This is a genomic window from Methylorubrum zatmanii, assembly GCF_014845115.1.
In the GTDB taxonomy this organism is placed as follows: domain Bacteria; phylum Pseudomonadota; class Alphaproteobacteria; order Rhizobiales; family Beijerinckiaceae; genus Methylobacterium; species Methylobacterium zatmanii.
This window is the reverse complement of record NZ_NKUI01000190.1, coordinates 1-23,902: the sequence shown is the minus strand read 5'-3', so window position 1 is coordinate 23,902 and position 23,902 is coordinate 1. Positions and strand designations below refer to the sequence as shown.

Below are 23,902 nucleotides of genomic sequence, written 5' to 3'. Positions count from 1 at the left end.
CGGCCGGTCCTCCGGGGGAGGGCCGACTTGGATTCCAACACGAGGTGCGTCGTGGCCGTTCACGGCAGCGCGGTCACGCTTGCGCGAGCGGGCCGTCGAGGGGGGCGAGGCCCGGCGCCGGTGCAAGCGAGCCTGCCGCGAGGGCTCTCCGGGGCCGGCCGAGCTTCGCCGCGAGGCCGGAGAGATCGAGCGGCTGCCCGAGCGCGGCGCCCTGGCCGAAGACCTGCCGGTCGAGGCTGGTTAGGTCGGCCGCCAGATCCGGCTCTGCCCGCCAGAGCGCGGCCAGATCCGGCTGCTGCTGGGCGGCCCGGGCGAGGGCCGCGCGGAACGCCGCCGCATCGCCCGAGGCGGCGGCCCGGCGCAGGGCGCGGGCATGTGCGCGCCCGAGGCGCAGGCGCGCCGGTCCGGTGCGGAACCTGATCAGGGCGAGCCCGAGGCCGAAGGCGGCCGAGCCGGCCGCGGCGAGGGCTGCCCAGGAGGCCGGGGCGGCGGGCTTCAGATCCTCCTCCCGGTCGACGAGGCCGCCGCCGATCTGGCGGGCGGGGATCTCGGCCTCCCGCAGGGTACGCGAGAGAGTGTCGAACCAGGGGATCTTGATCGCATCGAGGGGAATGACCTCGGCCACGCCCTTCTTGATGTCCCATTGGTAGGTCGCCCGCGCCACCGGGCCGGAGGGCGTGATGATCGTCTCGCGCTTGACCGGGCCGGCGAAGGTGATGATGCCGCGGGTGCGCATGACCGGGCGCGGCGGCAGCCCCTCGGCAAGCATGCCCTGCGCTTCCAGCGTCACGATCCGGCGGGCGGTCTCGCCCTGGTTGATGGTCTCCGGGTCGGGATCCCAGGAATCGGTGATCGAGACGTCCCGCGCCGGCAGCCACCACGGCTCCGGCGCATCGGGGCCGCCGGTCTCGCCGGTCCAGGCGGCGACGGGGAACGGGATCGGCTCGGAACGCACGTCGACCTGTTTGCGCTCGCCGTTGTCGTTGATGGTCAGCCGGTGGATGAACGGGTCGATGGTGAAGGTGCCGGTGTGCTGCGGGAAGATCGCGATGGTGCGCTCGAATTCCAGCGCCATCTGCCCGTCCGGCAGACGGGTGCGGCCCCAATGGTCGCGGCCGAGCTGGGTCCAGGAGAAGTTGACGAGGGCGGGCTGGCGCACCTCCTCCAGCAGGACCTGGGTGCGGTAGACCCCGCGCAGGCGCAGCAGCACCATCTCGCGGGCATAGGGCGGCGCGCCGCCGGAGAGATCGGGCGTGACCGTGAGGGTGAGGTCGCCGGGCTCGATGGCGTGGGCGGGGGCGGCGAGGAGAAGCAGGAGCAGAGCCGCCACGCTCTTTTCCCGTCCGGGAAGGAGCGCCTGCGCAGCCCATCGAAAGAGTCCGGAAAAAACTACCACGGGTTGCTGCCTCCCGGGATGGCGGTGCCGGCCTCGACCCGGCGGGTCTGCTCGGCCTTGAGGCGCAGCTTGAGATAGCGGCCGGGCTCGTCCGGCAGGGTTTGGAGCCAGAGCCGGTCGGGATGGATCTCGTGCGCCTCGAAGCTCTTGGTGACGCGCCGCGCCTCGCGTTCCGGCGCCGCGGCGACCATGGCCGAGCCGTTGCCCTGGCGGCCGCGTCCCGCCGCGTCGCTGGCCGAGCCACGCGCCTGCCCCTTGCCGGAATCGACCGCCTGCTGCTCGGCCTTGCCGCGCCGCGCCACCGGGCTCGATCCGGGCAGGGAGGCGGAGCTGCTCGATTCCTTGTTGCCGGCCAGCCCCTCGCCGCTGGAGGTGGCGCGGATGTCGTCGTTCTGATCCTGGTTGGCGGTGTTGTTGTAGCGAGCGCCGTACTGGGCCGAGGCGTTGGCGATGCCGCCGCCCTTGCCCCGGTCGATCTCCTCCTCCAGCGCCTTGGCGATCAGTGAGCGGTTGGCCTGCGCGTCGGCGTCGCGGGGGTTGTAGAGCAGGGCCTCGTCGTAAGCCTCGAGGGCGCCCTTGAGATCGCCGGAGCGGGCCAGCGCGTTGCCGAGATTATAGGCCCCGCGCTTGCCCTGCGCCCGGAACAGCGGGATCGCCTCGGCAGGGCGCCCGGCCTCGTAGAGGGCGACGGCGCGCCAGGCGGGCTGGTCGAACACGGTCAGGGCCGCGCCGGGCAAGCCGGCCGCCATCAGCAGGCGACCGAGGGTCGTGCGCGGCTCCGAGACGAGCAGCAGGCCGAGGATGCCGGCGCCGGCAAGCGTGAGGCCGGCGATGCGGGCAAGCCGCCGCCAGTGGCGCGGGAAGGCCTGCGGCAGGCTGTGCCGGAGCGGCCGGGCACCGGCGAAGGCGCGGAGCGGGACAGGCGCCGTCATCACGCGCTCCGGCGGAACAGGAGGAGGGCGGGCAGCAGCGCCAGAAGCAGGAGCCAGCGGCCGAGATCGGCGAAGGCGAGGACGCCGTAGCCGCCGGCGGCGAGGTGCTGGGCGGTCGAGGCACCGACTCGGTCGAGCACCGCCTGCGGGCCGTCGATATCGGCGGCTCGGCCATTTCCGGCGGCGGCGAGCCGGTCGAGGGCGGCGCGGTCGGGGCGCGGCGCTCCGGGCGGCAGGGTCTTCGCGGCGGGGACGAACAGGGTGTGGAGCTGCCAGCCCTTGTCGCGGATCGCGGCGGCCTCCCGCTCGGCGGCCTGCCCGATGCCGTCGCCGTCGGAGATCAGCACCACGTCGCCGGAGACGACATTGGCCTCCGCCAGGGTGCGGCGGGCGAGCGCCAGCCCGCGCTCGGGGTGGCTGCCCCGGTCGGGCACCGTGTCGGCATCGAGGGCGAACAGGGTGGTGCCGAGGCTCTCCCGGTCGCCGGTCGGCGAGAGGGCGGTATAGGCGTCGCCGGCATAGACGATCAGCGCCACGGAGCGGGTGCCGGCCGCCTCCGCCACGGCCTGCGCCGCCTGCCGCGCCTCCTTGAAGTGGCCGCCCTCGGTCACCGAGCGGGAGAGGTCGAGCACGATCACCGTGGCGTCGAGGTTGCGGAAGGTCGAGGCCTCCGGGCGCTCGACGGCCGGGCCGGTGAGCGCCAGCGCCAGGAGGCCGGCGGTCAGGGCTGCGGCGAGGTTGGCCTGCCGCCGCCCGCCGAGCACCGCGCCGCGGCGGGCGAGCAGCGCCATCAGATGCGGATCGACCGCCTTGGCCCAATCGCCGAGCGGTGCCGAGCGCCACGCGGCGCGCAGCGCCAGCACGGCCACGACGGGGAGGGCCAGGAACCAGAGCGGGCGCAGCAGGGCGAAGGACTCGATCATGCCCGGCGCCTCGTCACCAGCAATCCGCAGGCGCAGAGGAAGGCGAGCGCCGCCGGCCAGGGCCAGAGGTCGCGCCGCAGCGGCAGCGGCGGAGCCTTGGCGCGGCCGCCCTCCAACTCGTCGATGGCGTTCGCCACGTTCTCCAGGTCGTCGGTGGTCTTCACGCGGAAGGCCTTTCCGCCGCTCACCTCGGCCATGGCCCGCAGGGTCTCGACATCGACCACATCCTGCTCGTTATCCGGGTTGTCGGCCATGTCGATCGGCCCGAGCGCGATGGTGTAGAGGCGCACGCCGAGTTCGCGGGCGAGCTGCGCGACGTCCTTCGGCGCGGTCTGGCCGGCATTGTTGGCGCCGTCCGAGAGCAGCACCACCACCTTGTCGCGCGCGGGCGGCGGGCCGCCGCCCTCGGCGTTGGCGATCTGGGCCGGTGCGAGGCGCTTGAGCGCGAGACCGAGCCCGTCGCCGATGCCGGTGGAGCGCCCGACCAGGCCGATGGTGGCCTCCTCCAGGGTGCGGGCGACGGTGGCCGTGTCGAAGGTGGGGGCGGCGGCAACGTAGGCTTGGTCGGCGAATTCGACGAGGCCGATGCGGTCACCGGCCCGGCGCCGGATGAAATCGGCTCCGACGCGCTTCACCGCGTCGAGCCGGCTCACCGTCTGCCCGTCGAGGGAGAAATCCTTGCGCTCCATGCTGCCAGAGAGATCGAGGGCGAGGATGATCTCGCGGCCCGAGGCGGGCAGGGCGGTGGCGGGCAGGACGAGGCGCGGGCCGGCGAGGGCGACGACGAGGGCCGTCCAGAGGATCCCGATCAGCCAGGAAAGCCGCCGGCCGCGGGCGGCGAGCCCGGCCGCCGGCTCGGCGCCGCCGACGAGGGAGGACGGCACCCGCAAGGCGCCGCTGCGCCCCTCCCGCTCCGGCGGAAGCAGCCGCGCCGCGAACGGCAGGGGCAGGAGCAGCAGGGCCAGCGGCGCCGCGAAGTCGAAGGCCGAGGCGAAGGCGGTGATCCAAGCGGGCATCGGCGGGTGTCAGGCCCGGATCTGCGAGAACAGGCGGCCGAGGCCGGCATCGACGGCGCCCGGATCCGTCGCCGTGGGGCGCCGGTAGAGGTCGTCGGCGAAGACTCGGCCGGGGCCGTTGCGGAAGAAATCCGTGGCGAAGGTGTCGTCCAGGGTCGCGGCCCAGGCCGAGCCGCGCGCGCCCGCCGCCTCCTCGCCCTTCAGGGTCCGCACCACCCGCCGCAGCAGCCGGGCCTGGGCGACGCGCCGAGCCTCCGGCTCCAGGGCCTCGGCGCGGGTCAGTTCCCGCAGGAGCGTCCGGCGCAGGGACAGGCCGCGCCGCGCCCGGACGAGGCGGACCAAACCGACGAGCAGGGCGAGGCCGAAGCCGAGGGCGATGGCGGCCACCATCTCGGGCTGCACCGCGCCGCCGCCCCCGGTGGGAAGATGCAGGCCGCGCAAGGCGGAGAGGTCAGGGGGCGTCATGGCTGCTCACAGCACCGCATCGAGCCGCTCCATCAGCGGGGCGTAGCTTTCCGGCCCGTCCTCGACGGCGATGCGCAAGCCCTCGACGCCACAGGCATGGAGGCGGGCGAGGCGGGGGTCGATCTCCGCCGCGTCGGGCTGGGTGGCGCGGCGGGCCTGGACCGTGCCGCGGCTCCCATCCGCCAGGGCATAGGGGAAGAACCCCGCCGGCCGGCCCCGCTCGAAGGCGTCGCTGACCAGCAACAGGCGGATCGAGAGCCGCTCGGCCAGGGCGGTCAGCAGGCTGTCCCAATCGGGACCGGGCGTATCGAGGGCGCTCGCCATGACGAGATGTCCGCCCGAGGGCAGCAGGGAGCGGGCCAGGGACAGGGTTTCGGTGAGCGGCGGGTCCGCCGGGCTCGGGTCGCGCAGGGCCGCGGCGTGGGCATGGGCCAGCGCGCCGGTCACGGCGGTCATCGCCCGCTCGCCGCCGGCCGGGCGCACCACGGCGGGTTCGCCGGCCCCCGCGACGATCAGGCCGACGCGGCCGCCATCGCCGACGATTCGCCAGCCGAGCAGCGTCAGGGCCTCCGCCGCCGCGACGGAGCGCAGGGCGCGACGGGTGCCGAACAGCATGGAGGGCCGGAAATCGGCCAGGAGCACCACGGCGCGGTCGCGCTCGTCATGATGCGTGCGCACGTGCAGCTCGCCGGTGCGGGCGGTGGCGTTGCGGTCGATGAAGCGCCGGTCGTCGCCCTCCACCCAGGGGCGCACGTCGTCCGGCTCCGAGCCGCGCCCGCGCTTGCGCGTGACGATGCCGCCCGGCAACCCGGCGATGGTGCGGGTCGAGGGCGACACCCCGCGCCGGGCGAGGTGGCGCAGGCTCATCAGGCCGGCACCGGAGAGATGGATGCCGGGGGCCTCGTACGGATCGCTCGCGGGGGCCGCGCTCGCGGTCATGCGGCTACAGCGCCCGCGTCCGCTCGACCAGCCCGCGGACGATGCCGCGAGCGGTGCGTCCCTCGGCGGCCGCGCGCCAGGTCAGGCCGATCCGGTGCGACAGCGCGTCGGCGGCGAGGTCGGAGATGTCCTCCGGCACCACATGGTCGCGGCCGTGCAGATAGGCCCGCGCCTTTCCGGCCATCATCAGGGCGAGGGTGCCGCGGGGCGAGGCGGGATGCTCGATGGACGCGCGCAGGTCCGGCGCCACGGCATCGGTGCGGGTGCCCGCCACGAGCCGCACGAGATAATCCTTGAGGGCCGGCGAGACATAGGTGGCGAGCGCGGCCTCGCGGGCGGCGATCACCTCGGCGACCGAGAGCTTCACCGGCATCGCCTCGGCATGGTGGTTCAATTCGCCCTCGACGAGGTCGAGGATGCGGCGCTCGGCGGCCTCGTCGGGCATCTCGACGACCACGTGCAGCAGGAAGCGGTCGAGCTGCGCCTCCGGCAGCGGGAAGGTGCCGGCATGCTCGATCGGGTTCTGCGTCGCCACCACCATGAACGGGTCGGGCAGGCGGTGGGTGTGCCCGGACACCGTGATCTGCCCCTCGGCCATGGCCTCGAGCAGTGCCGACTGCACCTTGGGGGGAGCGCGGTTCACCTCGTCGACGAGGATCAGCGAGTGGAACAGCGGACCGGGCAGGAACTCGAAGGTGCCCGCATCCTGGCGCCAGACGGTGGTGCCGGTGAGGTCGGCGGGCATCAGGTCCGGGGTGCATTGCACCCGGGCGAAGGAGCCGTCGAGCCCGTCCGACAGGCGCTTGACCGCGCGGGTCTTGGCGAGCCCCGGCGCGCCCTCAATGAGGAGGTGGCCGCCGGTCAGGAGGCCGATCAGCAGGCGCTCGACCAGGGCCTCGGCGCCGATCAGGCCGTGCGCCAGCCCGTCACGAAGCCGGAGGATGCGGTCGCGGACCGGGGCATCGACGGCCTTGGCGACCGGCCGGGCGAGGACTTCGCCGCTCATGCGAGGGCCCCGCGCGAAGGGCCGACCGCGCAGGCCGCCGCCATCGTCGCAGGGGAAAGATCCTGCCGCATTCGCGTCTCCTCGCCGTGGGTTTTTCTTATCGCTCCCACAATCTTGCCGGTGTGCCCGTTGCCCGGTCGCCCCGTCAATCCCGAGCCACGGTCACTTCCTCGGGCAAATTGACCGCACTTCGTCCCCACGGCCTGTCCGCGCGACGCTTGGTCACGTAACTGTCACGCTTGTGCGAGAGCGGGGAAAGCTCCCCGCGAGATCCAGGATTCCATGCCCGGCCCGTTCTCCATCCCCACGCCCGAAGCCCTGAATTCCGGCATCAGCCTGTTGGTCGCCTTCGGCCTCGGCACCCTGATCGGGGCGGAGCGGCAATACCGGCAGCGCACCGCCGGCCTGCGCACCGCCGTGCTGGTGGCGGTGGGAGCCTCGGCCTTCGTCGATCTCGGCATGCGGCTGACCGGCGGAGAGGGGGCGACCCGCACCGTGGCCTACGTGATCTCGGGTATCGGCTTTCTCGGCGCGGGCGTCATCATGAAGGAGGGGATGAATGTGCGCGGCCTCAACACCGCCGCGACCCTCTGGTGCTCGGCGGCGGTGGGGGCCTTCGCCGGCGCCGACCTGCCCCTGGAAGCCTGCTTCGTCACGGTGGCCGTGCTCGCCGGCAACACGCTGCTGCGCCCCCTCGTCAACCTGATCGACCGGATCCCGATCGACGAAGCCGCCACCGAGGCGACTTACGAGGTGCAGGTCACCGTCTCCGCCGACGTGGCCGGCCTCGCCCGCGATCTGCTGGTCGAGCGCCTGGAGGAGGCGGATTATCCGGTTGCCGGCACGGAAGTGGAGGAGCGGGGCGAGGAGGTGGTGGACGTGGTCGCCACCCTCACCGCGACGGCGGTGCAGTCCAAGGACCTCGACGCCGTGGTGGCCGATCTGGAGAAGCGGCCCGAGGTCCGGCACGCGACCTGGACGGTGCAGACGGGGGATTGAGGCAGCCGCAATCATCCGACCGCGTTGACGATACAACGGGCAAGAAGCCCCGGCCGTTCGAAGGATCGTCATGCCCCACGCAGCCAAGCACGCCCTCATCGTCGGCGCCTCCCGCGGCCTCGGGCTCGGGCTCGCCGAGACCTTCCTGCGGCGCGGCTGGCGGGTCACGGCGACACGGCGGGGGCCTGCCCCCGCGCTCGAGCGGCTCGCGGCGGAGGGTGTCCGGGTCGAGACGGCGGATATCGACGACGACGCCTCCGTCGCCGCCCTGCTCGGGCGGGTGGGGCAGGAGAGGTTCGATCTCGTCTTCGTGGTCGCCGGGGTGCTGATCGACGCGCAGCGGCCGCTCCATGCGGCATCGCGGGCGGTCACCGCGCAGGTCTACCTCACCAATGCGGTGAGCCCGATCCTGTTCGCCGAAACCTTCGCCGGAACCCTGGCCCCCGGCGGCATCCTCGCCTTCATGTCCTCCGTCCTCGGCAGCGTCTCCCTCAACGAGGAGGGCGGCTGGGAGAACTACCGGGCGAGCAAGGCGGCGCTCAACACCAATGCCCGCAGCTTCGCCGCGCGCCATGCCGACCGCACCTTCGGCCTGCTTCTGCTGCATCCCGGTTGGGTCGGCACCGATATGGGCGGCGAGGGGGCCGATCTCGACGTGGCGACGAGCGCGGCCGGACTTGCGGACGTGATCGAGGCCCGTGCCGGCGACACGGGTCTCGCCTATCTCGATTACCGGGGCGAAACCCTGCCCTGGTGAGGCGGCCTCAGCGGCGCGGGTCGAGGGGACGGCTGCGCCGCTCGACCACCACGGCCGGCCGGCTGCGCCGCTCGACGATCACCGCCCGGGGCGGGGCGCGGTTGGGGCTGGCGGGCGCCAGGATGCGCTGCTCCTGCGGGCGGAAGGCCGGGCGCGCGGCCGCGGCCTTGGCGGCGGCGACCACGTGCGGGCGCACCTCGTCCAGGCTGAGACCGATCAGGCCGGCAGCGATTTCAACCTGCTGCTCGACATCGTCGGCGAGATCCTGGGCGGCGGCCACCGCCTCGGCCACCGTGGGCGGCTCGCGCCGCACCCGGATCGGCGGCAGATCCTGAAAGCTCTTGGGGGTCTTCTTCACGGCACGACTCGCGGTCTTCATGCACCGATCTTAGGACGGTCCGTCCGCTTTGTGCACTGCACCCAAATCGGACGTGACAGACCGTCGGTCGCATGGCTGCCCGACGGACACTCCCGCTCGTCTCGCATGCAGGATGCGCGCCGTTTGCCCCAAAACGCCAGCACATTCGTTGAATGGGGCTGTCGATCGATGCAGGGAGACTCGGTCATAGTGACGCGGCGCTGCAGCGAAGACGCTTCGCGCCAATTCCTCTCTTGCCTTCTCCGGCCCTTGTCCGGGGGTATGCGGATCGTCCCGAATGCCGCCTCGATCCTGCGCCATCCAACCCCCGATGTCCGAGACACGCGATCCCCGCCTCACTCCCGCCCGGCCCGACCTCGCCGATAGCCGCCTCGCAGGCGTCGTCGCGGCGGAGCGCTACGTTGCCGGCGAGCCGGCGCGGGTCATGGCTCCCTCCGCTCCCCTGCGGCGCGCGCCGCGCCCGGAGGCCGGGCTCGATACGGAAGCGGTGAGGGGTGACGCGGTCACGGTCTACGAGATCCGCGACGGCTTCGCCTGGGTCCAGATCGGCCGCGACGGCTATGTCGGCTACCTGCCGGAAACCGCGCTCGGGCCTGCCGACCCGGCCCCGACCCACAGGGTCGCGGCTTTGCGCACCTTCGTCTACCCGGCGCCGGACCTGAAACGGCCGCATCTCGCCCATCTGAGCCTCGGTGCGGCCTTTGCGGCCGAGGCGCGGGAGGGCGAGTATTGGCGGCTCGCCGGGGGCGGCTACGTCTTCGCCGGCCATGCGGTGCCCCTCGACGCGCGCGAGCCGGATTTCGCGGGAACCGCCGAGCGCCTCGTCGGCACGCCCTATCTGTGGGGCGGCCGCACCAGCCTCGGCCTCGATTGTTCGGGCCTCGTCCAACTCTGCCTGGAAACGGCGGGGCTTGCCTGCCCCCGCGATGCCGATCAGCAGGAACGGGGCCTCGGCGAGGCCTTGCCGGGCCTCGACGGCCTGAGGCGCGGCGACCTCGTGTTCTGGAAGGGCCATGTCGGGCTGATGCTCGACGCCGAGCGGCTCATCCATGCCAACGGCTACCACATGGCGGTCGCGGTCGAGCCCCTCAGTCAAGCGGTCGAGCGCATCGCCGCCAAAAGCTACGGCGCGGTCACCTCGACCCGCCGGCTGACCCTGAAGGCCTGAGTTCCGCGAGGGATTCGGCCAAGGCCTCGGCGAGAGCATCGACCTGCGTCTCGTCGTGGGCCGCCGAGAAGGCGACCCGCAGCCGGGCGGTGCCGGGGGCGACGGTCGGCGGCCGGATCGCGACGACGAGGAAGCCCCGCGCTTCGAGGGCCGCCGAGAGGGCGAGGGCCGCTTCCGCTTCGCCGACCAGGACCGGCACGATCGGGCTCTCGGCGTCGGGCAGGCCGAGCCGCGCGGTGAAGCGGCGGGCGAGCGCGAGCGGCCGGGCGGCGCGCTCCGGCTCCGCCTCGACGATGGCGAGGGCGGCGAGCGCGGCGGCGGCGGAGGCCGGCGGCAGGCCGGTGGTGTAGACGAAGCTGCGGGCCCGGCTGGTCAGCAGGTCGATCACGGCCTGCGAGGCGCAGAGATAGCCGCCATAGGAGCCGAGCGTCTTCGACAGGGTGCCCATTTCGAGCGGCGCCCGCGCGCCCGCTTCGACCACGCCGAGGCCATGGGCGTCGTCCACCAGCGTCCAGGCATCGTATTCGGCCGCGAGGGCCAGGATTTCGGGGAGCGGCGCTCGGTCCCCATCCATGCTGAACACCCGCTCGGTGAGGATCAGCGCCCGCCGCGCCGCGCCGCGATGCTCAGCGAGCAGAGAGCGCAACTGGTCGAGATCGTTATGGGCGAAGCGGAGCGTCCGCGCCCCCGACATCCTCGCCCCGGCGAACAGGCAGGAATGGCCGAGGTCGTCGATCAGGATCAGGTCGTCCGCGCCGACCAGGGCCGGGCTGATGCCGAGATTGGCGAGATAGCCCGAGCCGAAGACGAGGGCCGCCTCCTTGCCCTTGTGGCGGGCAAGCCGCTCCTCCAGGGCCACGAGGGGCGGGGCGTTGCCCGTCACCAGCCGCGAAGCGCCCGCGCCGGCCCCGTAGCGGGCCAGCGCCTCGGAGGCCGCCGCGACCACGCGCGGATCGTGGGAGAGGCCGAGGTAATCGTTGCAGGAGAACGAGACGAGCCCGCGTCCGCCCCGCTCCGCCGACGCTTGCGGGCCGCGGGCGGTCTCGACCAGCCGGCGGCGCAGGGCGGAGGCCTCCAGGCTGGCCAGCTTCCCGCTGGCGAAGGCATCGAGGCTGCGAGACGGATCGTCGGACATGGCGCCTCAAGGCGACGCTCCCCGAGGGATGTCAAGCGGGGGAACGAGGACCGGCGAACCCGGCGCCGGGCGGTGCGTTGCTCAAACCCGTCAGGATCCCCCCATGCCGCGCCGTTTCCTCGTCGTCCTCCTGCTGCTCGCCGCCGCCGGTTCGCTCGTCAGTCCGCTGCCAGCCTCGGCCGGCCCGGCGCAATCCTACCTGTTCGGCGAGAAGCGCTTCCGCAACGCTTGCCGACCGCCGCTCAAATACGCCGCCGGTGCCTGTGTGCGCCGCTGCCCGGCGGGCTACGAGAGCCTCGGTCGGTTTTGCCGCCTGCGCAACATGATGCGTTGATCGTCACCGGACCTGTCTTGCCTGAGACGCCGCCGCGTGCGAACATTTGTGGGTCCGATACAGACGATACGGGAGAGCCCAAGCTGAGCGTAAGGTCAGCTATGGCGCCGACGGAGCAACCACCCCCGGAAACTCTCAGGCACAATCACCGTATCGTTGGACAATCTGGAGAGAGGCGCCTTCCGGCGCCCACCGAAGGAGAAACCTCGCTCAGCCTCTGAGTGAGGGAAGCTCTCAGGTAACCGCGACAGATGGGGGCAACTTGCCAGCCGGCCGGCGGGCAAGATCCGTCTGTCGTGGAGTGCCCGATGAGTTCGCAAGCTGCCGGGGCTTTTAGCCCTGCCGCCCCGTCCTCCGATTCGCCCAGCCACACGCCGCTGCACGCGCTGCACCTGCGGCGTGGCGCCAGGATGGTGCCGTTCGCCGGCTACGCGATGCCGCTCCACTATCCGGCGGGGCTGCTGAAGGAGCATCTGCACACCCGGGCGGCGGCCGGCTTCTTCGACGTGTCGCATATGGGCCAGATCGCGCTCGCTCCGCGCTCCGGCACGGTGGAGGACGCGGCCCGCGCCCTCGAAGCCTCGATCCCGATCGACATTCTCGGCCTCGGTATCGACCGTCAGCGCTACGGCTTCCTGACCGATGCCTCCGGCGGCATCCTCGACGACCTGATGGTCGCGCGTCTGGCGGACCGGCTGCACGTCGTCGTCAACGCCGCCAACAAAGCCGCCGACCTCGCGCATCTGCGCGCGCAACTGCCCGACACCGTCGAGATCACGCCGCTGCCGCAGGCCCTGATCGCCCTGCAGGGGCCGAAGGCGGCGGAGGTGCTGGCGCGCCTCGCCCCGGAGGTGGAGGCGATGCGCTTCATGGATGTGCGCGAGGTGGCGATCCTCGGTGCGCCCTGCCTCGTCAGCCGCTCCGGCTATACCGGCGAGGACGGCTTCGAGATCGCCGTGCCGGAGGATCGCGCGGAGGCCGTCGCCGAGGCGATCCTCGCCGCGCCCGAGGTGCTTCCCGTCGGTCTCGGCGCCCGGGATTCCCTGCGGCTCGAAGCCGGGCTGCCCCTGCACGGCGCCGATATCGACCCCGGCACCAGCCCGGTCGAGGCCGGTCTCGCCTGGGCGATCTCGCCGGCCCGCCGTCGCGGCGGCGCCCGTCCCGGCGGATTTCCCGGTGCCGACAGGATCCTGGCGGAGATGGCGGAGGGGCCGGCGCGGCGGCGCGTCGGCCTGCGTCCGGAGGGCCGCGCCCCGGTGCGGGCAGAGGCACCGCTCTTCGCCGAAGAGGTGGGCGGCGCGGTCGTCGGCCGCGTCACCTCCGGCGGCTTCGGCCCGAGCCTCGGCGCGCCGGTCGCCATGGGGTTCCTGCCCACGGGGCTGACCCCGCCCGGCACCCGCGTCTTCGCCGAGGTTCGCGGCCAGCGCCTCGCCGCCACCGTCACCCCGCTTCCCTTCGTTCCCGCCGGCTTCAAGCGCGGCTGATCCCCTTCGTCTCAGGAGTCCGAACCATGCTGCGATTCACCGACGAACACGAATGGCTGCGCCTCGATGGCGACGTGGCCACCATCGGCATCACCACCCACGCCGCCGAGCAACTCGGCGACCTCGTCTTCGTCGAGCTGCCGAAGGTCGGCGCCACGTTGACCAAGGGCGAGGCGGCCGCCGTGGTCGAGTCCGTCAAGGCGGCCTCCGATGTCTACGCGCCGCTCTCCGGCCAGGTCACAGAGGTCAACGAGGCGGCGGTTGCCGATCCGGCCTCGGTCGGCGCCGACCCGCAGGGGGCGGGCTGGCTCTACCGGCTCAAGCTCGACGACGTGGCCGCCATGGACAGCCTCATGGACGAGGCGGCCTACGCGGAATTCGCGAAGTAGCCCGCGCGGGTGACACCCCCTCTCCCCCCCGCGGGAGAGGGTTGGCCCGCGAAGCGGGTCGGGTGAGGGGAGCGACGGTTCCGGACAAGGCGGGGCCGGCCCCTCTCCCGCCCGGCATCCGCAGGGCACCCTCCCCGCAGAGGGGGAGGGTGGTCCCGGCGGCACCCCATGCGCCCGAGAGGCACCCCATGAAATACGATCGCCACGATCCCTTCGATTTCGCCGCCCGCCGCCATATCGGCCCGAAGCTCTCCGAGATCGACCAGATGCTGGAGACGGTCGGCGCGAAATCGCTCCATGCGCTGATCGACGAGACGCTGCCGCCCGATATCCGGCAGGCCGAGTACATCGATTTCGGCACCTCGCTCACCGAGCGCCGCTCCCTGGAAAAGCTGCGGGCCACGGCCAACAAGAACCGCCTGCTCGTCTCGCTGATCGGCCAGGGCTACCACGGCACGACCATGCCGCCGGCGATCCAGCGCAACATCTTCGAGAACCCGGCCTGGTACACCGCCTACTCGCCCTATCAGCCGGAGATCAGCCAGGGCCGGTTGGAGGCATTGCTCAACTTCCAGACCCTGGTCTGCGACCTGACGGCGCTCGACGTCGCCAACGCCTCGCTCCTCGACGAGGCCACCGCCGCGGCGGAAGCCATGGGCATGGCCAAGCGGGTCGCGAAGTCGGACCGCACCGCCTTCTTCGTCGACCGCGACTGCCTGCCCCAGACCATCGCCGTGATGAAGACCCGCGCCGCGCCCCTCGGGTGGGAGATCGTGGTCGGCGATCCCTTCGCGGATCTCGATCCCGACGCCGTGTTCGGCGCCCTGTTCCAGTATCCGGGCGTGAACGGGGCGGTGCACGACTTTTCCGGCCCCATCGCCGCGTTGCATCGGGCGGGCGCCCTCGCCGTGGTGGCCGCCGACCCGCTGGCACTGACGCTGCTGAAGCCGCCGGGCGAGATGGGGGCCGACATCGCCGTCGGATCGATGCAGCGCTACGGCGTGCCGATGGGCTATGGCGGCCCGCATGCCGCCTACATGGCCACCCGCGACGCCCATAAACGGGCGCTGCCGGGACGGATCGTCGGCGTCTCGGTCGATGCCCGCGGCAACCGCTCCTACCGGCTCGCGCTCCAGACCCGCGAGCAGCATATCCGCCGGGAGAAGGCGACCTCGAACATCTGCACCAGCCAGGTGTTGCTCGCGGTCATCGCCTCGATGTTCGCGGTCTATCACGGACCCGCCGGCCTCAAGGCCATCGCGCTGCGGGTCCACCGCGACGCGGTGCGCCTCGCCGCCGGCCTGGAAAAGCTCGGCTTCGCGGTCGAACCGAAAAGCTTCTTCGACACGATCACCGTCGAGGTCGGCCCGTTCCAGGGGGTGATCCTGAAGAGTGCCGTCGAGAACGGGGTGAACCTGCGCAGGATCGGCGCGACCCGCATCGGCATCAGCGTCGACCAGCGCACGCGGCCCGATATCCTTCAGGCGGTCTGGCGCGCCTTCGGCGGGGGCGATCTGGCCTATGACGAGGCCTATCCCGAGACACGCCTGCCGGCGGCGCTGGAGCGGACCTCCGAGTACCTGACCCACCCGATCTTCCACATGAATCGGGCCGAGAGTGAGATGACGCGCTACATGCGCCGGCTCAGCGACCGGGATCTGGCGCTCGACCGGGCGATGATCCCGCTCGGCTCCTGCACCATGAAGCTCAACGCCACCGCCGAGATGCTGCCGATCTCCTGGCCGGAATTCGCGGAACTGCATCCCTTCGTGCCGGAGGATCAGGCGGCGGGCTACCGGGAGCTGATCGACGATCTCAGCCGGAAGCTCTGCGCCATCACCGGCTACGACGCGATCTCGATGCAGCCGAATTCGGGCGCCCAGGGGGAATATGCGGGGCTGCTGGCGATCCGCGCCTATCACCTGTCGCGGGGGGAGGGGCATCGCAATGTCTGCCTGATCCCGTCCTCGGCCCACGGCACCAACCCGGCCTCGGCGCAGATGTGCGGCATGAGCGTGGTCGTCGTCGGGGCGGATGCCCAGGGCAACATCGACGTCGAGGATTTCTCGAAGAAGGCCGCGCTGCATGCGGACAAGCTCGCCGCCTGCATGATCACCTATCCCTCGACCCACGGCGTGTTCGAGGCGCGGGTGCGCGAACTCTGCGCCATCGTCCACGCCCATGGCGGGCAGGTCTATCTCGACGGGGCGAACCTCAACGCGATGGTCGGGCTGGCCCGGCCCGGCGATATCGGCGCCGATGTCAGCCACCTCAACCTGCACAAGACCTTCTGCATCCCGCATGGCGGCGGGGGGCCGGGCATGGGCCCCATCGGCGTCAAGGCGCATCTGATCCCGTTCCTGCCCTCCGACCCGCGCACGGGCGAGGAGGGGGCGGTCTCGGCGGCGCCCTTCGGTTCGGCCTCGATCCTGCCGATCTCGTGGAGCTACTGCCTGATGATGGGCGGGCGCGGCCTGACCCAGGCGACGCGGGTGGCGATCCTCAACGCCAACTACATCGCCAAGCGGCTGGAGGGCGCCTATCCCATCCTCTATGCCGGCCGGAACGGGCGGGTGGCGCATGAATGCATCGTCGATGTCCGCCCCTTCCAGAAGAGCGCGGGCGTCACCGTCGAGGACATCGCCAAGCGCCTGATCGATTGCGGCTTCCATCCGCCGACCATGAGCTGGCCGGTGGCGGGCACGCTGATGATCGAGCCGACCGAATCCGAGACCAAGGCCGAGATCGACCGCTTCTGCGACGCCATGCTGGCGATCCGCGAGGAGATCCGCGCCATCGAGGAGGGGCGGATCGACAAGGCCGACAACCCGCTCAAAAACGCGCCGCACACGGTGCAGGACCTGATCGGCGCCTGGGAGCGGCCCTATTCGCGGGAGGCGGCCTGCTTCCCGACCGGATCCTTCCGGATGGACAAGTACTGGCCGCCGGTGAACCGCGTCGACAACGCCTATGGCGACCGCAATCTCGTCTGCTCCTGCCCGCCGCCGGAGGCCTACGGCGAGGCGGCGGAATAGGGGAAGGGGGCGGCCGGCGTTTGACTCCGCCGCCGCCACCCCGCATCCCGCGCGGATGACCGCGCTCGGCACCCACAACCTCTGGCGCCCCTACACCCAGATGAAGACCGCCGCGCCGCCGCTGGAAGCGGTGGCGACGCGGGGCTCGCGCATCACCCTGGCCGATGGCCGTGAGCTGATCGACGGCATCGCCTCGTGGTGGACCGCCGTTCACGGCTACAATCATCCGCACATTGCCGCCGCGATGGCCGATCAGCTGGCGCGGATGCCGCACGTGATGTTCGGCGGGCTCACCCACGCCCCGGCCGAGCGGCTGGGACAACGGCTCGCAGCCCTGCTGCCGGGAGAGTTGAACCACGTCTTCTTCACCGATTCCGGCTCGGTCGCCGTCGAGGTCGCCCTGAAGATGGCGGTGCAGCTCTGGCTCAATCGCGGCGAGACCGGCCGCACCCGCGTGCTCGCCTTCCGCGGCGGTTATCACGGCGACACGATGGGGGCGATGTCGGCCTGCGATCCCGAGGAGGGGATGCATCGCCGCTTCGGCGCCTATCTGCCGACCCAGCTCTTCGCGGATCTGCCGCGCGGCCCCGAACAGGAAGCCGCCCTCGATGCTCTGCTCGCCCGCCACCGCCACGAGCTCGCGGCGGTGATCGTCGAGACCCTGGTGCAGGGCGCGGGCGGGATGCTGACCCATCCGCCGGAGGTGCTGGCGACGGTCGCCCGCCTCGCCCGCAGGCACGGTCTGCCGCTGATCGCCGACGAGATCTTCACGGGATTCGCCCGCACCGGCTCGCTGTTCGCCTGCGAGCAGGCCGGCGTGGTGCCCGACATCCTCTGCCTGTCGAAGGCGCTCACCGGCGGCACGATGTCGCTCGCCGCCACGGTTGCCACGACGGAGATCTTCTCGGCTTTCTGGTCCGACGATCCCTCCGCTGCGCTGATGCACGGCCCGACCTTCATGGCCAACCCGCTCGCCTGCGCGGCGGCCAATGCCAGCCTCGATCTGTTCGAGACCGAGCCCCGGCTCGATCAGGCCGCCGCCATCGCTGCCCGGCTGCGCGACGGTCTGGCGCCGCTCGCGCGCTTGGCCGGCGTGAGAGAGGTCCGGGTGCTCGGGGCCATCGGCGCGGTGCAGTTTACGGTCACCCCGGATCTTGCCGATCTCAAGCGCCGCTTCGTCGCGCGCGGGGTCTGGGTGCGCCCGTTCGGCGACATCGTCTACCTCACGCCCGCGCTCACCATCGCCTCCGGCGATCTCGACCGTCTCATCGAAGCGGTCGCCGCCGTCGTCACCGAGACCGCCGGGGGTTGACCCGACGGAGGACCCGAAGAACCCTGCAACCCGCAGCGGGGTTTCCCGTTGCATCATCGGCGGCGCGGCTTTTCCCGAGAAGAGGAAACGGCTCAGCCCTCGAATGACTTGGGTCGCTGTGGCAATCGGGAGCTTCAAGGTGGCGAGCGAGACCGAGACGACGAAACCGGAAGCCGACCGTCCCGTCATCCTCATCGTCGAGGACGAGGCGCTGACCATCATGGATCTCGGCGACGTGCTGGAAGAGGGCGGCTACGACACCCTGCAATGCGCCTCCGCCGAGCGGGCTCTTTCGATCCTTCAGGCGCGCCCGGACATCTGCGGACTCGTCACCGACGTGGAATTGTCGGGACGGGTCAACGGGTTCGAACTCGCCACCTCCGTTGCCCAGGCGCGGCCGGAGCTGCCGATCCTGATCGTGTCCGGCCGTGCGGCGCCCGATTCCGAGCGGATGCCGCCCGGGGCCGAGTTCATCTCCCGCCCCTGTGCCGGCGCGGACATCCTGGCCCGGCTCAAGGGCCTGATGCTGCATTGCTGAGCGCGGCGCGCCATGCCGTGACGGTCTCGGCCAGCCCCGTTTCCAGGCCGTAGCGCGGCGAGAAGCCGACCGCGTCGGTGAGGCGGCGGATATCGGCCTCGATGCAGGCCGGTTCCGCCGCAGAGAGCGGGCGGGCGCCGAAATCGATCAGGTCCGGGCGGCCGGTCAGGTCTCCGATTCCCTTGAGGATCTGCCGGACCGACACCGCGTGGCCGGAGCCGATATTGACCGGGCCCTCGACCCCGGAGGTGAGCAGGGCCGCGAAGGCCGCACCCGCGTCGGCGACGTGGAGGAAGTCGCGGCGCTGGCGGCCCTCGCTGGTGGCGAGGCGCTGGCCCGTGAGCAGCGCCCGCACCGCGTCGCCGACGAGCCGGCCCGGTGTCTCGCCGGGACCGTAGAGATAGAACAGGCGCCCCCAGGACAGGGAAAGACCGGCGGTCACCGCGTAGGAGGCCAGGATGCGGCGCAAGCCATCCTTGGCGGCGCCGTAGAGAGTTGCCGGACGGCAGGGAGCGGTTTCGTCGAGGCGCTCGGAGGTGGCGGCCCGTTGCGAAACCGGTGCGAGCGCTGTCCAATCGTATTCCGCGCAGGTGCCGGCGACGACGGCGCGCCGGCCGCCCGTCTCGCGGAAGGTCCGCACGAGTTCGAGGCTTGCCGCGGTCCAGTCGAGATTGTCCGGTGCGTGCCAGTAACGGCCGGGCTCGGTCACCCAGGCGAGGTGGAGGAGGTGGCTGGCTCCGGCCGCCCGCACGGCCGCCCGGCGTTGGCTCGCATCGAGCAGGTCGGCGGGATGGAAGGCGTGCACGCCCGGCGGCGCCGTTCGCCCCACGGCATGGACCTCGAAGCCGCGGGCGATCAGCGCCGCCACCGCGTGGCGGCCGACGAAACCAGCGCCGCCGGTGACGAGAACCCGCCTCACCGCCCCGCCCAATCGGGAAAGGCGAGGTCGCGGGGCGCGATCACCGTGACCGGCTCGGGCCAGGAGAGGGCGAAGGCCGGATCGTTCCAGCGCAGGCCGTCGGCGGCGGCGGCCACGAAGGGCCGGTCGATCATGTAGAGGATCTCGGTCTCGTCCATGAGCGTCTGGAAGCCGTGGGCGAGGCCGGCCGGGATGTAGAGGGCGTGGCGGTTACGCGCCGACAGCGTCACCTGCTCCGTCCGCAGATAGGTCGGCGAGCCGGGCCGCAGATCCACCACGGCGTCATGGATCGCGCCGGAGGTGCAGCGCACGAGCTTGGTCTCGGCATGGGGCTCGCGGGAAAAGTGCATCCCGCGCACCGTGCCGCGGCGGTGGTTGAACGACACGCTCGATTGCGCGAACCGCCCGATCAGCCCGTGCCCAGCGAATTCCTCCTCGCAATGGGTGCGGGCGAAGAAGCCCCGCTCGTCCGCATGCGGTTCCGGCCGCACGAGGAACAGGCCGGGGAGTGCGAGTTCCTCGACGATCATGCGGGCCGCGCTCCCACCCTGCCCCTCATCCTGAGGTGCCGCGCAGCGGCCTCGAAGGATCCTCCAGATCCCGCGCGATCCCCGGAACATCCTTCGAGGCCCGCTGGCGCGGGCACCTCAGGATAAGGATCTCGGTGGGGCGGCACCGCTAGAACACCGTCAACGCAGGGATCGCCACGGCGAAGCGCCCGCCCCCATCGCGGATCGCCGCCATCTCTCCGGCGATCTCGTCCTTGAGGTTCCAGGGCAGGATCAGCACCGTGTCGGGCCGCATCGCCAGGAGGTCGTCGGGCGAGACCACGGGGATGCGGCTGCCGGGCAGCCACGTGCCCTGCTTGTGCGGCGAACGGTCGGCGACCGCCTGGATCAGTTCGGGGTCGATGCCGCAATAATTGAGGAAGGTGTTGCCCTTGGCCGCCGCGCCGTAGGCACAGACCGTGCGGCCCGCCGCACGCTCCTCGATCAGGAAGCGCAGGGCGGCGCATTTGATGTCGGCCACCGCCCGGCCGAAATCTTCGTAGCCCGACGGGTCGAACAGGTTGGCGGCCCACTCGCTCAGCACCACCCGTTCCAGGTTCGGCGTCGGGGCGTGGGAGGCGCCGTCGTGGCAGGCGAAGACCCGCAGCGAGCCGCCATGGGTCGGCCATTCCTCGACATCGAACACCCGCAGGCCCTGCCGGCGTAGGATCCCGATCACCACCCCGAGGGAGAGGTAGGAAAAGTGCTCGTGGTAGATCGTGTCGAACTGCCGGCTCTCGATCATCCGCAGCAGGTGAGGGAATTCGAAGGTCGCCACGCCCTCCGGCTTCAGGATCTCGGCGAAGCCCGCCACGAAATCGAGGATATCGGGCACGTGGGCCAGCACGTTGTTGGCGGCGGTGAGGTCCGCCTTGTGGCCCTCGGCGGCGAGGCGCCGGGCGGTGTCGCGGCCGAAGAAGGCGACGTCCGTCGGTACGCCGCGCTCCACGGCCGCGCGGGCGACATTGGCCGCCGGCTCGACGCCGAGCACCGGCACGCCGCGGGCGACGAAATATTGCAGCAGGTAGCCGTCGTTGCTCGCGACCTCCACGACCTTGCTGTCCGGCCCGAGACCGAAGCGGGCCATCATCGCGTCGACATAGCGTTCCGCGTGCCGCAGCCAGCCGGCGGAGAAGCCGGAGAAATAGGCGTAATCGGAAAAGATCGCCTCCGGGCTCTCGAAGGCTTCGAGCTGCACCAGCCAGCAGGCGTCGCAGACATAGGCGTGGAGCGGGTGGAAGACCTCGCCGCGATGGCGCCGCTCCGGCGTCACATAGGAATTGGCGAGCGGCGACAGCCCGAGATCGCAGAAGGTCCGGGTGAGGGCGGCGCCGCAGGCGCGGCAGGTCGGTGCGGTCACGCGCGTGCTCCTGGCGGCAGGACATTCACCTCGCCAAGCGCCTCGTAGCGCGCGATCTCGGCCTCGGCCAGAGCGCGGGGATCGGCGCCGCCGCCGGCCGCGCGATACCATGCGGCGGTCCAGTCCAGGGCGGTGTCGAGGGTGAGGCGCCGGTCCCAGCCGAGCCGGGCGCGAGCCTTGGAGGCATCGACCTTGAGATAGGTCGCCTCGTGCGGATGGGTCTTCTGCGACAGGTGCCAGCCGGCTTGCCCGCCCCAGCCTCGGGCGAGCCGCTCGACGAGATGGGAGACCGGCCGGCAATCCTCGTCCGCAGGCCCGAAATTCCAGCCCTCCGCGAAAGCGGTGCCGTCCTCGCCCGCGAGACACTCGGCGAGGCGAAGATAGCCGGCCAGCGGCTCTAAGACATGCTGCCAGGGACGGATCGCGTGCGGCGCACGGATCTCCACCGATTCCCCGGCCTGGAAGGCGCGGACGATGTCGGGGATCAGCCGGTCGCGGGAATAATCGCCGCCGCCGATGACGTTGCCCGCCCGCGCGCTGGCGATCCGCGCCGGATGGCCGCCCGCGCCGAAGAACGAGGCGCGATAGGCGCTGGTGACGAGTTCGGCGCAGCCCTTCGAAGCGCTGTAGGGGTCATGCCCGCCCATCGCCTCGTTCTCCCGGTAGGCATAGGGCCATTCCCGGTTCTCGTAGGCCTTGTCGCTCGTCACCACGACGACGGCGCGCACGCTCCGCACCGCCCGCACCGCTTCGAGCAGGTGGACACTGCCCATGGTGTTGACGGCGAAGGTGCCGACCGGATCGGCGTAGGAGGGCCGCACCAGGGCCTGGGCCGCCATGTGGATCACGACCTCCGGTTCGGCCGCCGCGACGGCGCGGGCGAGGGCGTCCAGGTCGCGGATGTCGCCGATCCGGTGCGCCTCGGCGGGGAAGCCGATGGCCTCGAACAGGTTCGGCCGGGTCTCGGGCGGCAGGGCGAAGCCGGTGACGCGGGCGCCGAGCCGGGCGAGCCACAGGCTCAGCCACGCGCCCTTGAAGCCGGTATGGCCGGTGAGCAGGACACGTTTGCCCGCCCAGAAAGCGGGATCGGGGTTGAGCGCGCCCATCACCACACCTTCCAGGGCGCGTTGCCCTTGGCCCAGAGCTCTTCGAGGTGCTTCTTGTCGCGCAGGGTGTCCATCGCCTGCCAGAAGCCGGCATGATGATAGGCGTGGAGCTGCCCCTCGCGGGCGAGCCGCTCCAGCGGCGCGTTCTCCCACACGGTGGCGTCGTCCTCGATATAGTCGAGCACACGCGGCGACAGCACGAAGAAGCCGCCATTGATGGTCGCCCCATCGCCCGCCGGCTTCTCGCGGAAGCTGCGCACGGCGCTGCCGTCGAGATCGAGCGCGCCGAAGCGGCCCGGTGGCACCACCGCCGTGAGGGTGGCCAGCCGCCCATGCGCCTGATGGAAGTGTCGAAGCGCGGTCAGGTCGATATCGGCGACGCCGTCGCCGTAGGTCATGAAGAAATCGTCGTCGCCGAGATAGTCGCGCACCCGCTTCAGGCGCCCGCCGGTCATGGTGGCGTCGCCGGTCTCGATCAGCGACACCTTCCAATCCTCGGCCGCCGAGCGGTGGAACTGGACGTCGCCCCGGCCGAGATCGAGCGTCACGTCGCTTAAGTGGAGCCGGTAGTTCAGAAAAAACTCTTTGATGACGTAGCCCTTGTAGCCGAGGCAAATCACGAACTCGGTCACGCCGTGGGCGGCGTAGATCTGCATGATGTGCCAGAGGATCGGCCGTCCGCCGATCTCCAGCATCGGCTTGGGGCGCACCACGGTCTCTTCTGAGAGCCGCGTGCCGAGGCCGCCGGCGAGGATCACCGCCTTCACGGCCGGACTCCGGATTTTTGCGTCGTCGCCATCATCGCCACGCCTCTATCATGCGCTGCGCCGCCGCGGGAAACCGCTCCGCATCGAGTTCGTAGGCGGGCGGGCGGATGCCGAAGGGCTCGGGATAGTACGGATCGCGGGCGAGGCGCGCGCCCCAGCGCCTGCGGAAGCGCGCCTGCTCGGCCGGGTCCACCGTGGGGACGCGGTTGCGGCTCTCGTAATGATACAGGCTGGCCTCGGCGCAGAAGACCGTGCGCAGGCCACGCTCGCCCAAGCGCAGGCAGAGGTCGATGTCGTTGTAATTGATCGCGTATCCCTCGTCGAAGCCGCCGATGGCCTCGAAATCGGCCCGCCGCACCATCACGCAGGCGCCGGTCACGGCGAGGGTGTTGCGATTGGCCAGCGACGAGCCGTGATAGCCGGGATCGTCGCCGGGACGCCCCCGGCAGACATGGTCCGGCAGCCCCTCGCCGAACACCACGCCGGCATGCTGAAGGCTGCCATCCTCGAACAGCAGCCTGGGGCCCACCGCCCCGACCCCGGGGATGGCGATGAGAGCCAGCATCGCCTCGATCCAATCCGGCGTGACGACGGCGATGTCGTCGTTGAGGAAGACGATGACCTCGCCCCGCGCCGCGCGGGCGCCGAGATTCATCTTGGCGGCGACGTTGAAGACGGGCTTGTCCCAGGTGACGGAGCGGATGGAGTGGCGCTCGATGGCGGCGCGGGTCTGTGGGCGCAGGTCGCCGTTATCGACCGCCACGATCTCGATGGACGCGTAGGTGCTCGTCTCGCGCAGGCTGGCGAGGCAGGCGGCCAGCAGGTCGATGGTGCGGCCGCCGATCACAGTGTCGCGCCCGGCGGTCGGGATCACGATCGAGACGAGGGGGCGCTGCCTCGGTTCGCGTCTCAGGGCGAAGTGACCGGGAGCCAGGACGCGGATCGAGCCGAGACCGCCGGTGCGACGGGCGCGGCCGGCGAGGGCGCGGGTGGCG

The 23,902-nt window shown here is 71.6% G+C and carries 24 protein-coding genes and 1 riboswitch; of the genes, 9 read left to right on the top strand and 15 right to left on the bottom strand.

All coding sequences use genetic code 11. The annotated features are described in order from the left end of the window. Positions 1 to 73 precede the first annotated feature (73 nt). The 7 genes from MZTS_RS20140 to MZTS_RS20110 are packed head-to-tail and all read right to left on the bottom strand — an operon-like array spanning position 74 to position 6,677. Positions 74 to 1,330, bottom strand: a complete 1,257-nt coding sequence (locus tag MZTS_RS20140) for a BatD family protein (RefSeq protein WP_192285175.1) — start codon at positions 1,328 to 1,330, stop codon at positions 74 to 76. 59 nt (positions 1,331 to 1,389) lie between these two features. Continuing rightward, positions 1,390 to 2,328, bottom strand: a complete 939-nt coding sequence (locus tag MZTS_RS20135) for a tetratricopeptide repeat protein (RefSeq protein ID WP_192285174.1) — start codon at positions 2,326 to 2,328, stop codon at positions 1,390 to 1,392. Further along, positions 2,328 to 3,251 (bottom strand): VWA domain-containing protein, encoded by a 924-nt coding sequence (locus tag MZTS_RS20130; RefSeq protein WP_192285173.1) that lies wholly within the window; start codon positions 3,249 to 3,251, stop codon positions 2,328 to 2,330. The genes MZTS_RS20135 and MZTS_RS20130 overlap by 1 nt, the downstream gene beginning before the upstream one ends. Further along, complete coding sequence (locus MZTS_RS20125) at positions 3,248 to 4,267, bottom strand: VWA domain-containing protein (RefSeq protein WP_192285172.1); 1,020 nt, start codon at positions 4,265 to 4,267, stop codon at positions 3,248 to 3,250. Before MZTS_RS20125 ends, MZTS_RS20130 begins: the two co-directional genes overlap by 4 nt. A gap of 9 nt (positions 4,268 to 4,276) precedes the next feature. Next, on the bottom strand, positions 4,277 to 4,732 hold the full coding sequence (locus tag MZTS_RS20120; protein ID WP_192285171.1) for a DUF4381 family protein: 456 nt from the start codon (positions 4,730 to 4,732) through the stop codon (positions 4,277 to 4,279). A 6-nt stretch (positions 4,733 to 4,738) separates the two neighbouring features. Further along, positions 4,739 to 5,671, bottom strand: a complete 933-nt coding sequence (locus tag MZTS_RS20115) for a DUF58 domain-containing protein (RefSeq protein WP_192285170.1) — start codon at positions 5,669 to 5,671, stop codon at positions 4,739 to 4,741. Positions 5,672 to 5,675: 4 nt separating this feature from the next. Continuing rightward, positions 5,676 to 6,677, bottom strand: coding sequence for an AAA family ATPase (locus MZTS_RS20110; protein ID WP_192285169.1), 1,002 nt, complete (start codon positions 6,675 to 6,677; stop codon positions 5,676 to 5,678). Positions 6,678 to 6,959: 282 nt separating this feature from the next. Here MZTS_RS20110 and MZTS_RS20105 point away from each other — a divergent pair, with 282 nt between their 5' ends. Then, the gene (locus tag MZTS_RS20105) at positions 6,960 to 7,676 is read left to right on the top strand and encodes an MgtC/SapB family protein (protein WP_009866587.1); all 717 of its coding nucleotides are present in this window, start codon (positions 6,960 to 6,962) and stop codon (positions 7,674 to 7,676) included. A gap of 70 nt (positions 7,677 to 7,746) precedes the next feature. Further along, complete coding sequence (locus MZTS_RS20100; RefSeq protein ID WP_009866586.1) at positions 7,747 to 8,433, top strand: SDR family oxidoreductase; 687 nt, start codon at positions 7,747 to 7,749, stop codon at positions 8,431 to 8,433. A gap of 7 nt (positions 8,434 to 8,440) precedes the next feature. Here the strand turns inward: MZTS_RS20100 and MZTS_RS20095 are convergent, their stop codons facing one another. After that, on the bottom strand, positions 8,441 to 8,812 hold the full coding sequence (locus tag MZTS_RS20095; protein WP_192285168.1) for a hypothetical protein: 372 nt from the start codon (positions 8,810 to 8,812) through the stop codon (positions 8,441 to 8,443). Positions 8,813 to 9,122: 310 nt separating this feature from the next. On the opposite strand from MZTS_RS20095, the gene MZTS_RS20090 reads away from it, so the two are divergent. Continuing rightward, a complete protein-coding gene (locus MZTS_RS20090; RefSeq protein ID WP_192285167.1) occupies positions 9,123 to 9,980 on the top strand; it encodes a C40 family peptidase in 858 nt (285 codons plus the stop codon). Here MZTS_RS20090 and MZTS_RS20085 read toward each other — a convergent pair. Beyond that, positions 9,946 to 11,115 carry an aminotransferase class I/II-fold pyridoxal phosphate-dependent enzyme gene (locus tag MZTS_RS20085; RefSeq protein ID WP_192285166.1) on the bottom strand — a complete coding sequence of 390 codons (1,170 nt, stop codon included), beginning with the start codon at positions 11,113 to 11,115 and terminating at the stop codon, positions 9,946 to 9,948. The two genes, MZTS_RS20090 and MZTS_RS20085, sit on opposite strands and share 35 nt — an antisense overlap. Positions 11,116 to 11,218: 103 nt before the next feature. Here MZTS_RS20085 and MZTS_RS20080 point away from each other — a divergent pair, with 103 nt between their 5' ends. The 6 genes from MZTS_RS20080 (at position 11,219) to MZTS_RS20055 (ending at position 18,207) form a co-directional block, all read left to right on the top strand. Then, on the top strand, positions 11,219 to 11,449 hold the full coding sequence (locus MZTS_RS20080; RefSeq protein WP_192285165.1) for a hypothetical protein: 231 nt from the start codon (positions 11,219 to 11,221) through the stop codon (positions 11,447 to 11,449). 155 nt (positions 11,450 to 11,604) lie between these two features. Then, positions 11,605 to 11,710: riboswitch (glycine riboswitch) on the top strand. 47 nt (positions 11,711 to 11,757) lie between these two features. Then, a complete protein-coding gene (gene gcvT, locus MZTS_RS20075; RefSeq protein ID WP_192285164.1) occupies positions 11,758 to 12,933 on the top strand; it encodes a glycine cleavage system aminomethyltransferase GcvT in 1,176 nt (391 codons plus the stop codon). 26 nt (positions 12,934 to 12,959) lie between these two features. Further along, positions 12,960 to 13,322, top strand: coding sequence for a glycine cleavage system protein GcvH (gcvH, locus tag MZTS_RS20070; protein WP_192285163.1), 363 nt, complete (start codon positions 12,960 to 12,962; stop codon positions 13,320 to 13,322). Between the two features lie 188 nt (positions 13,323 to 13,510). After that, on the top strand, positions 13,511 to 16,357 hold the full coding sequence (gcvP, locus tag MZTS_RS20065) for an aminomethyl-transferring glycine dehydrogenase (protein ID WP_192285162.1): 2,847 nt from the start codon (positions 13,511 to 13,513) through the stop codon (positions 16,355 to 16,357). 55 nt (positions 16,358 to 16,412) lie between these two features. Next, positions 16,413 to 17,669, top strand: a complete 1,257-nt coding sequence (locus MZTS_RS20060; RefSeq protein ID WP_192285161.1) for an adenosylmethionine--8-amino-7-oxononanoate transaminase — start codon at positions 16,413 to 16,415, stop codon at positions 17,667 to 17,669. A 139-nt stretch (positions 17,670 to 17,808) separates the two neighbouring features. Further along, a complete protein-coding gene (locus MZTS_RS20055; RefSeq protein ID WP_192285160.1) occupies positions 17,809 to 18,207 on the top strand; it encodes a response regulator in 399 nt (132 codons plus the stop codon). Here MZTS_RS20055 and MZTS_RS20050 read toward each other — a convergent pair. From MZTS_RS20050 to MZTS_RS20025, 6 genes are all read right to left on the bottom strand, one after another. Further along, positions 18,182 to 19,126 carry an NAD-dependent epimerase/dehydratase family protein gene (locus MZTS_RS20050; RefSeq protein WP_192285159.1) on the bottom strand — a complete coding sequence of 315 codons (945 nt, stop codon included), beginning with the start codon at positions 19,124 to 19,126 and terminating at the stop codon, positions 18,182 to 18,184. The two genes, MZTS_RS20055 and MZTS_RS20050, sit on opposite strands and share 26 nt — an antisense overlap. Further along, on the bottom strand, positions 19,123 to 19,656 hold the full coding sequence (locus tag MZTS_RS20045; protein WP_192285158.1) for a dTDP-4-dehydrorhamnose 3,5-epimerase family protein: 534 nt from the start codon (positions 19,654 to 19,656) through the stop codon (positions 19,123 to 19,125). The genes MZTS_RS20050 and MZTS_RS20045 overlap by 4 nt, the downstream gene beginning before the upstream one ends. Positions 19,657 to 19,804: 148 nt before the next feature. Next, positions 19,805 to 21,034 carry a methyltransferase domain-containing protein gene (locus MZTS_RS20040; RefSeq protein ID WP_192285157.1) on the bottom strand — a complete coding sequence of 410 codons (1,230 nt, stop codon included), beginning with the start codon at positions 21,032 to 21,034 and terminating at the stop codon, positions 19,805 to 19,807. Continuing rightward, positions 21,031 to 22,140, bottom strand: a complete 1,110-nt coding sequence (gene rfbG, locus MZTS_RS20035) for a CDP-glucose 4,6-dehydratase (protein WP_192285156.1) — start codon at positions 22,138 to 22,140, stop codon at positions 21,031 to 21,033. The genes MZTS_RS20040 and rfbG overlap by 4 nt, the downstream gene beginning before the upstream one ends. Then, a complete protein-coding gene (rfbF, locus tag MZTS_RS20030) occupies positions 22,140 to 22,907 on the bottom strand; it encodes a glucose-1-phosphate cytidylyltransferase (RefSeq protein ID WP_192285155.1) in 768 nt (255 codons plus the stop codon). Before rfbF ends, rfbG begins: the two co-directional genes overlap by 1 nt. A gap of 31 nt (positions 22,908 to 22,938) precedes the next feature. Continuing rightward, positions 22,939 to 23,902 (bottom strand): glycosyltransferase family 2 protein (locus MZTS_RS20025; RefSeq protein ID WP_192285154.1); only part of this gene is annotated, 964 nt, incomplete at its 5' end.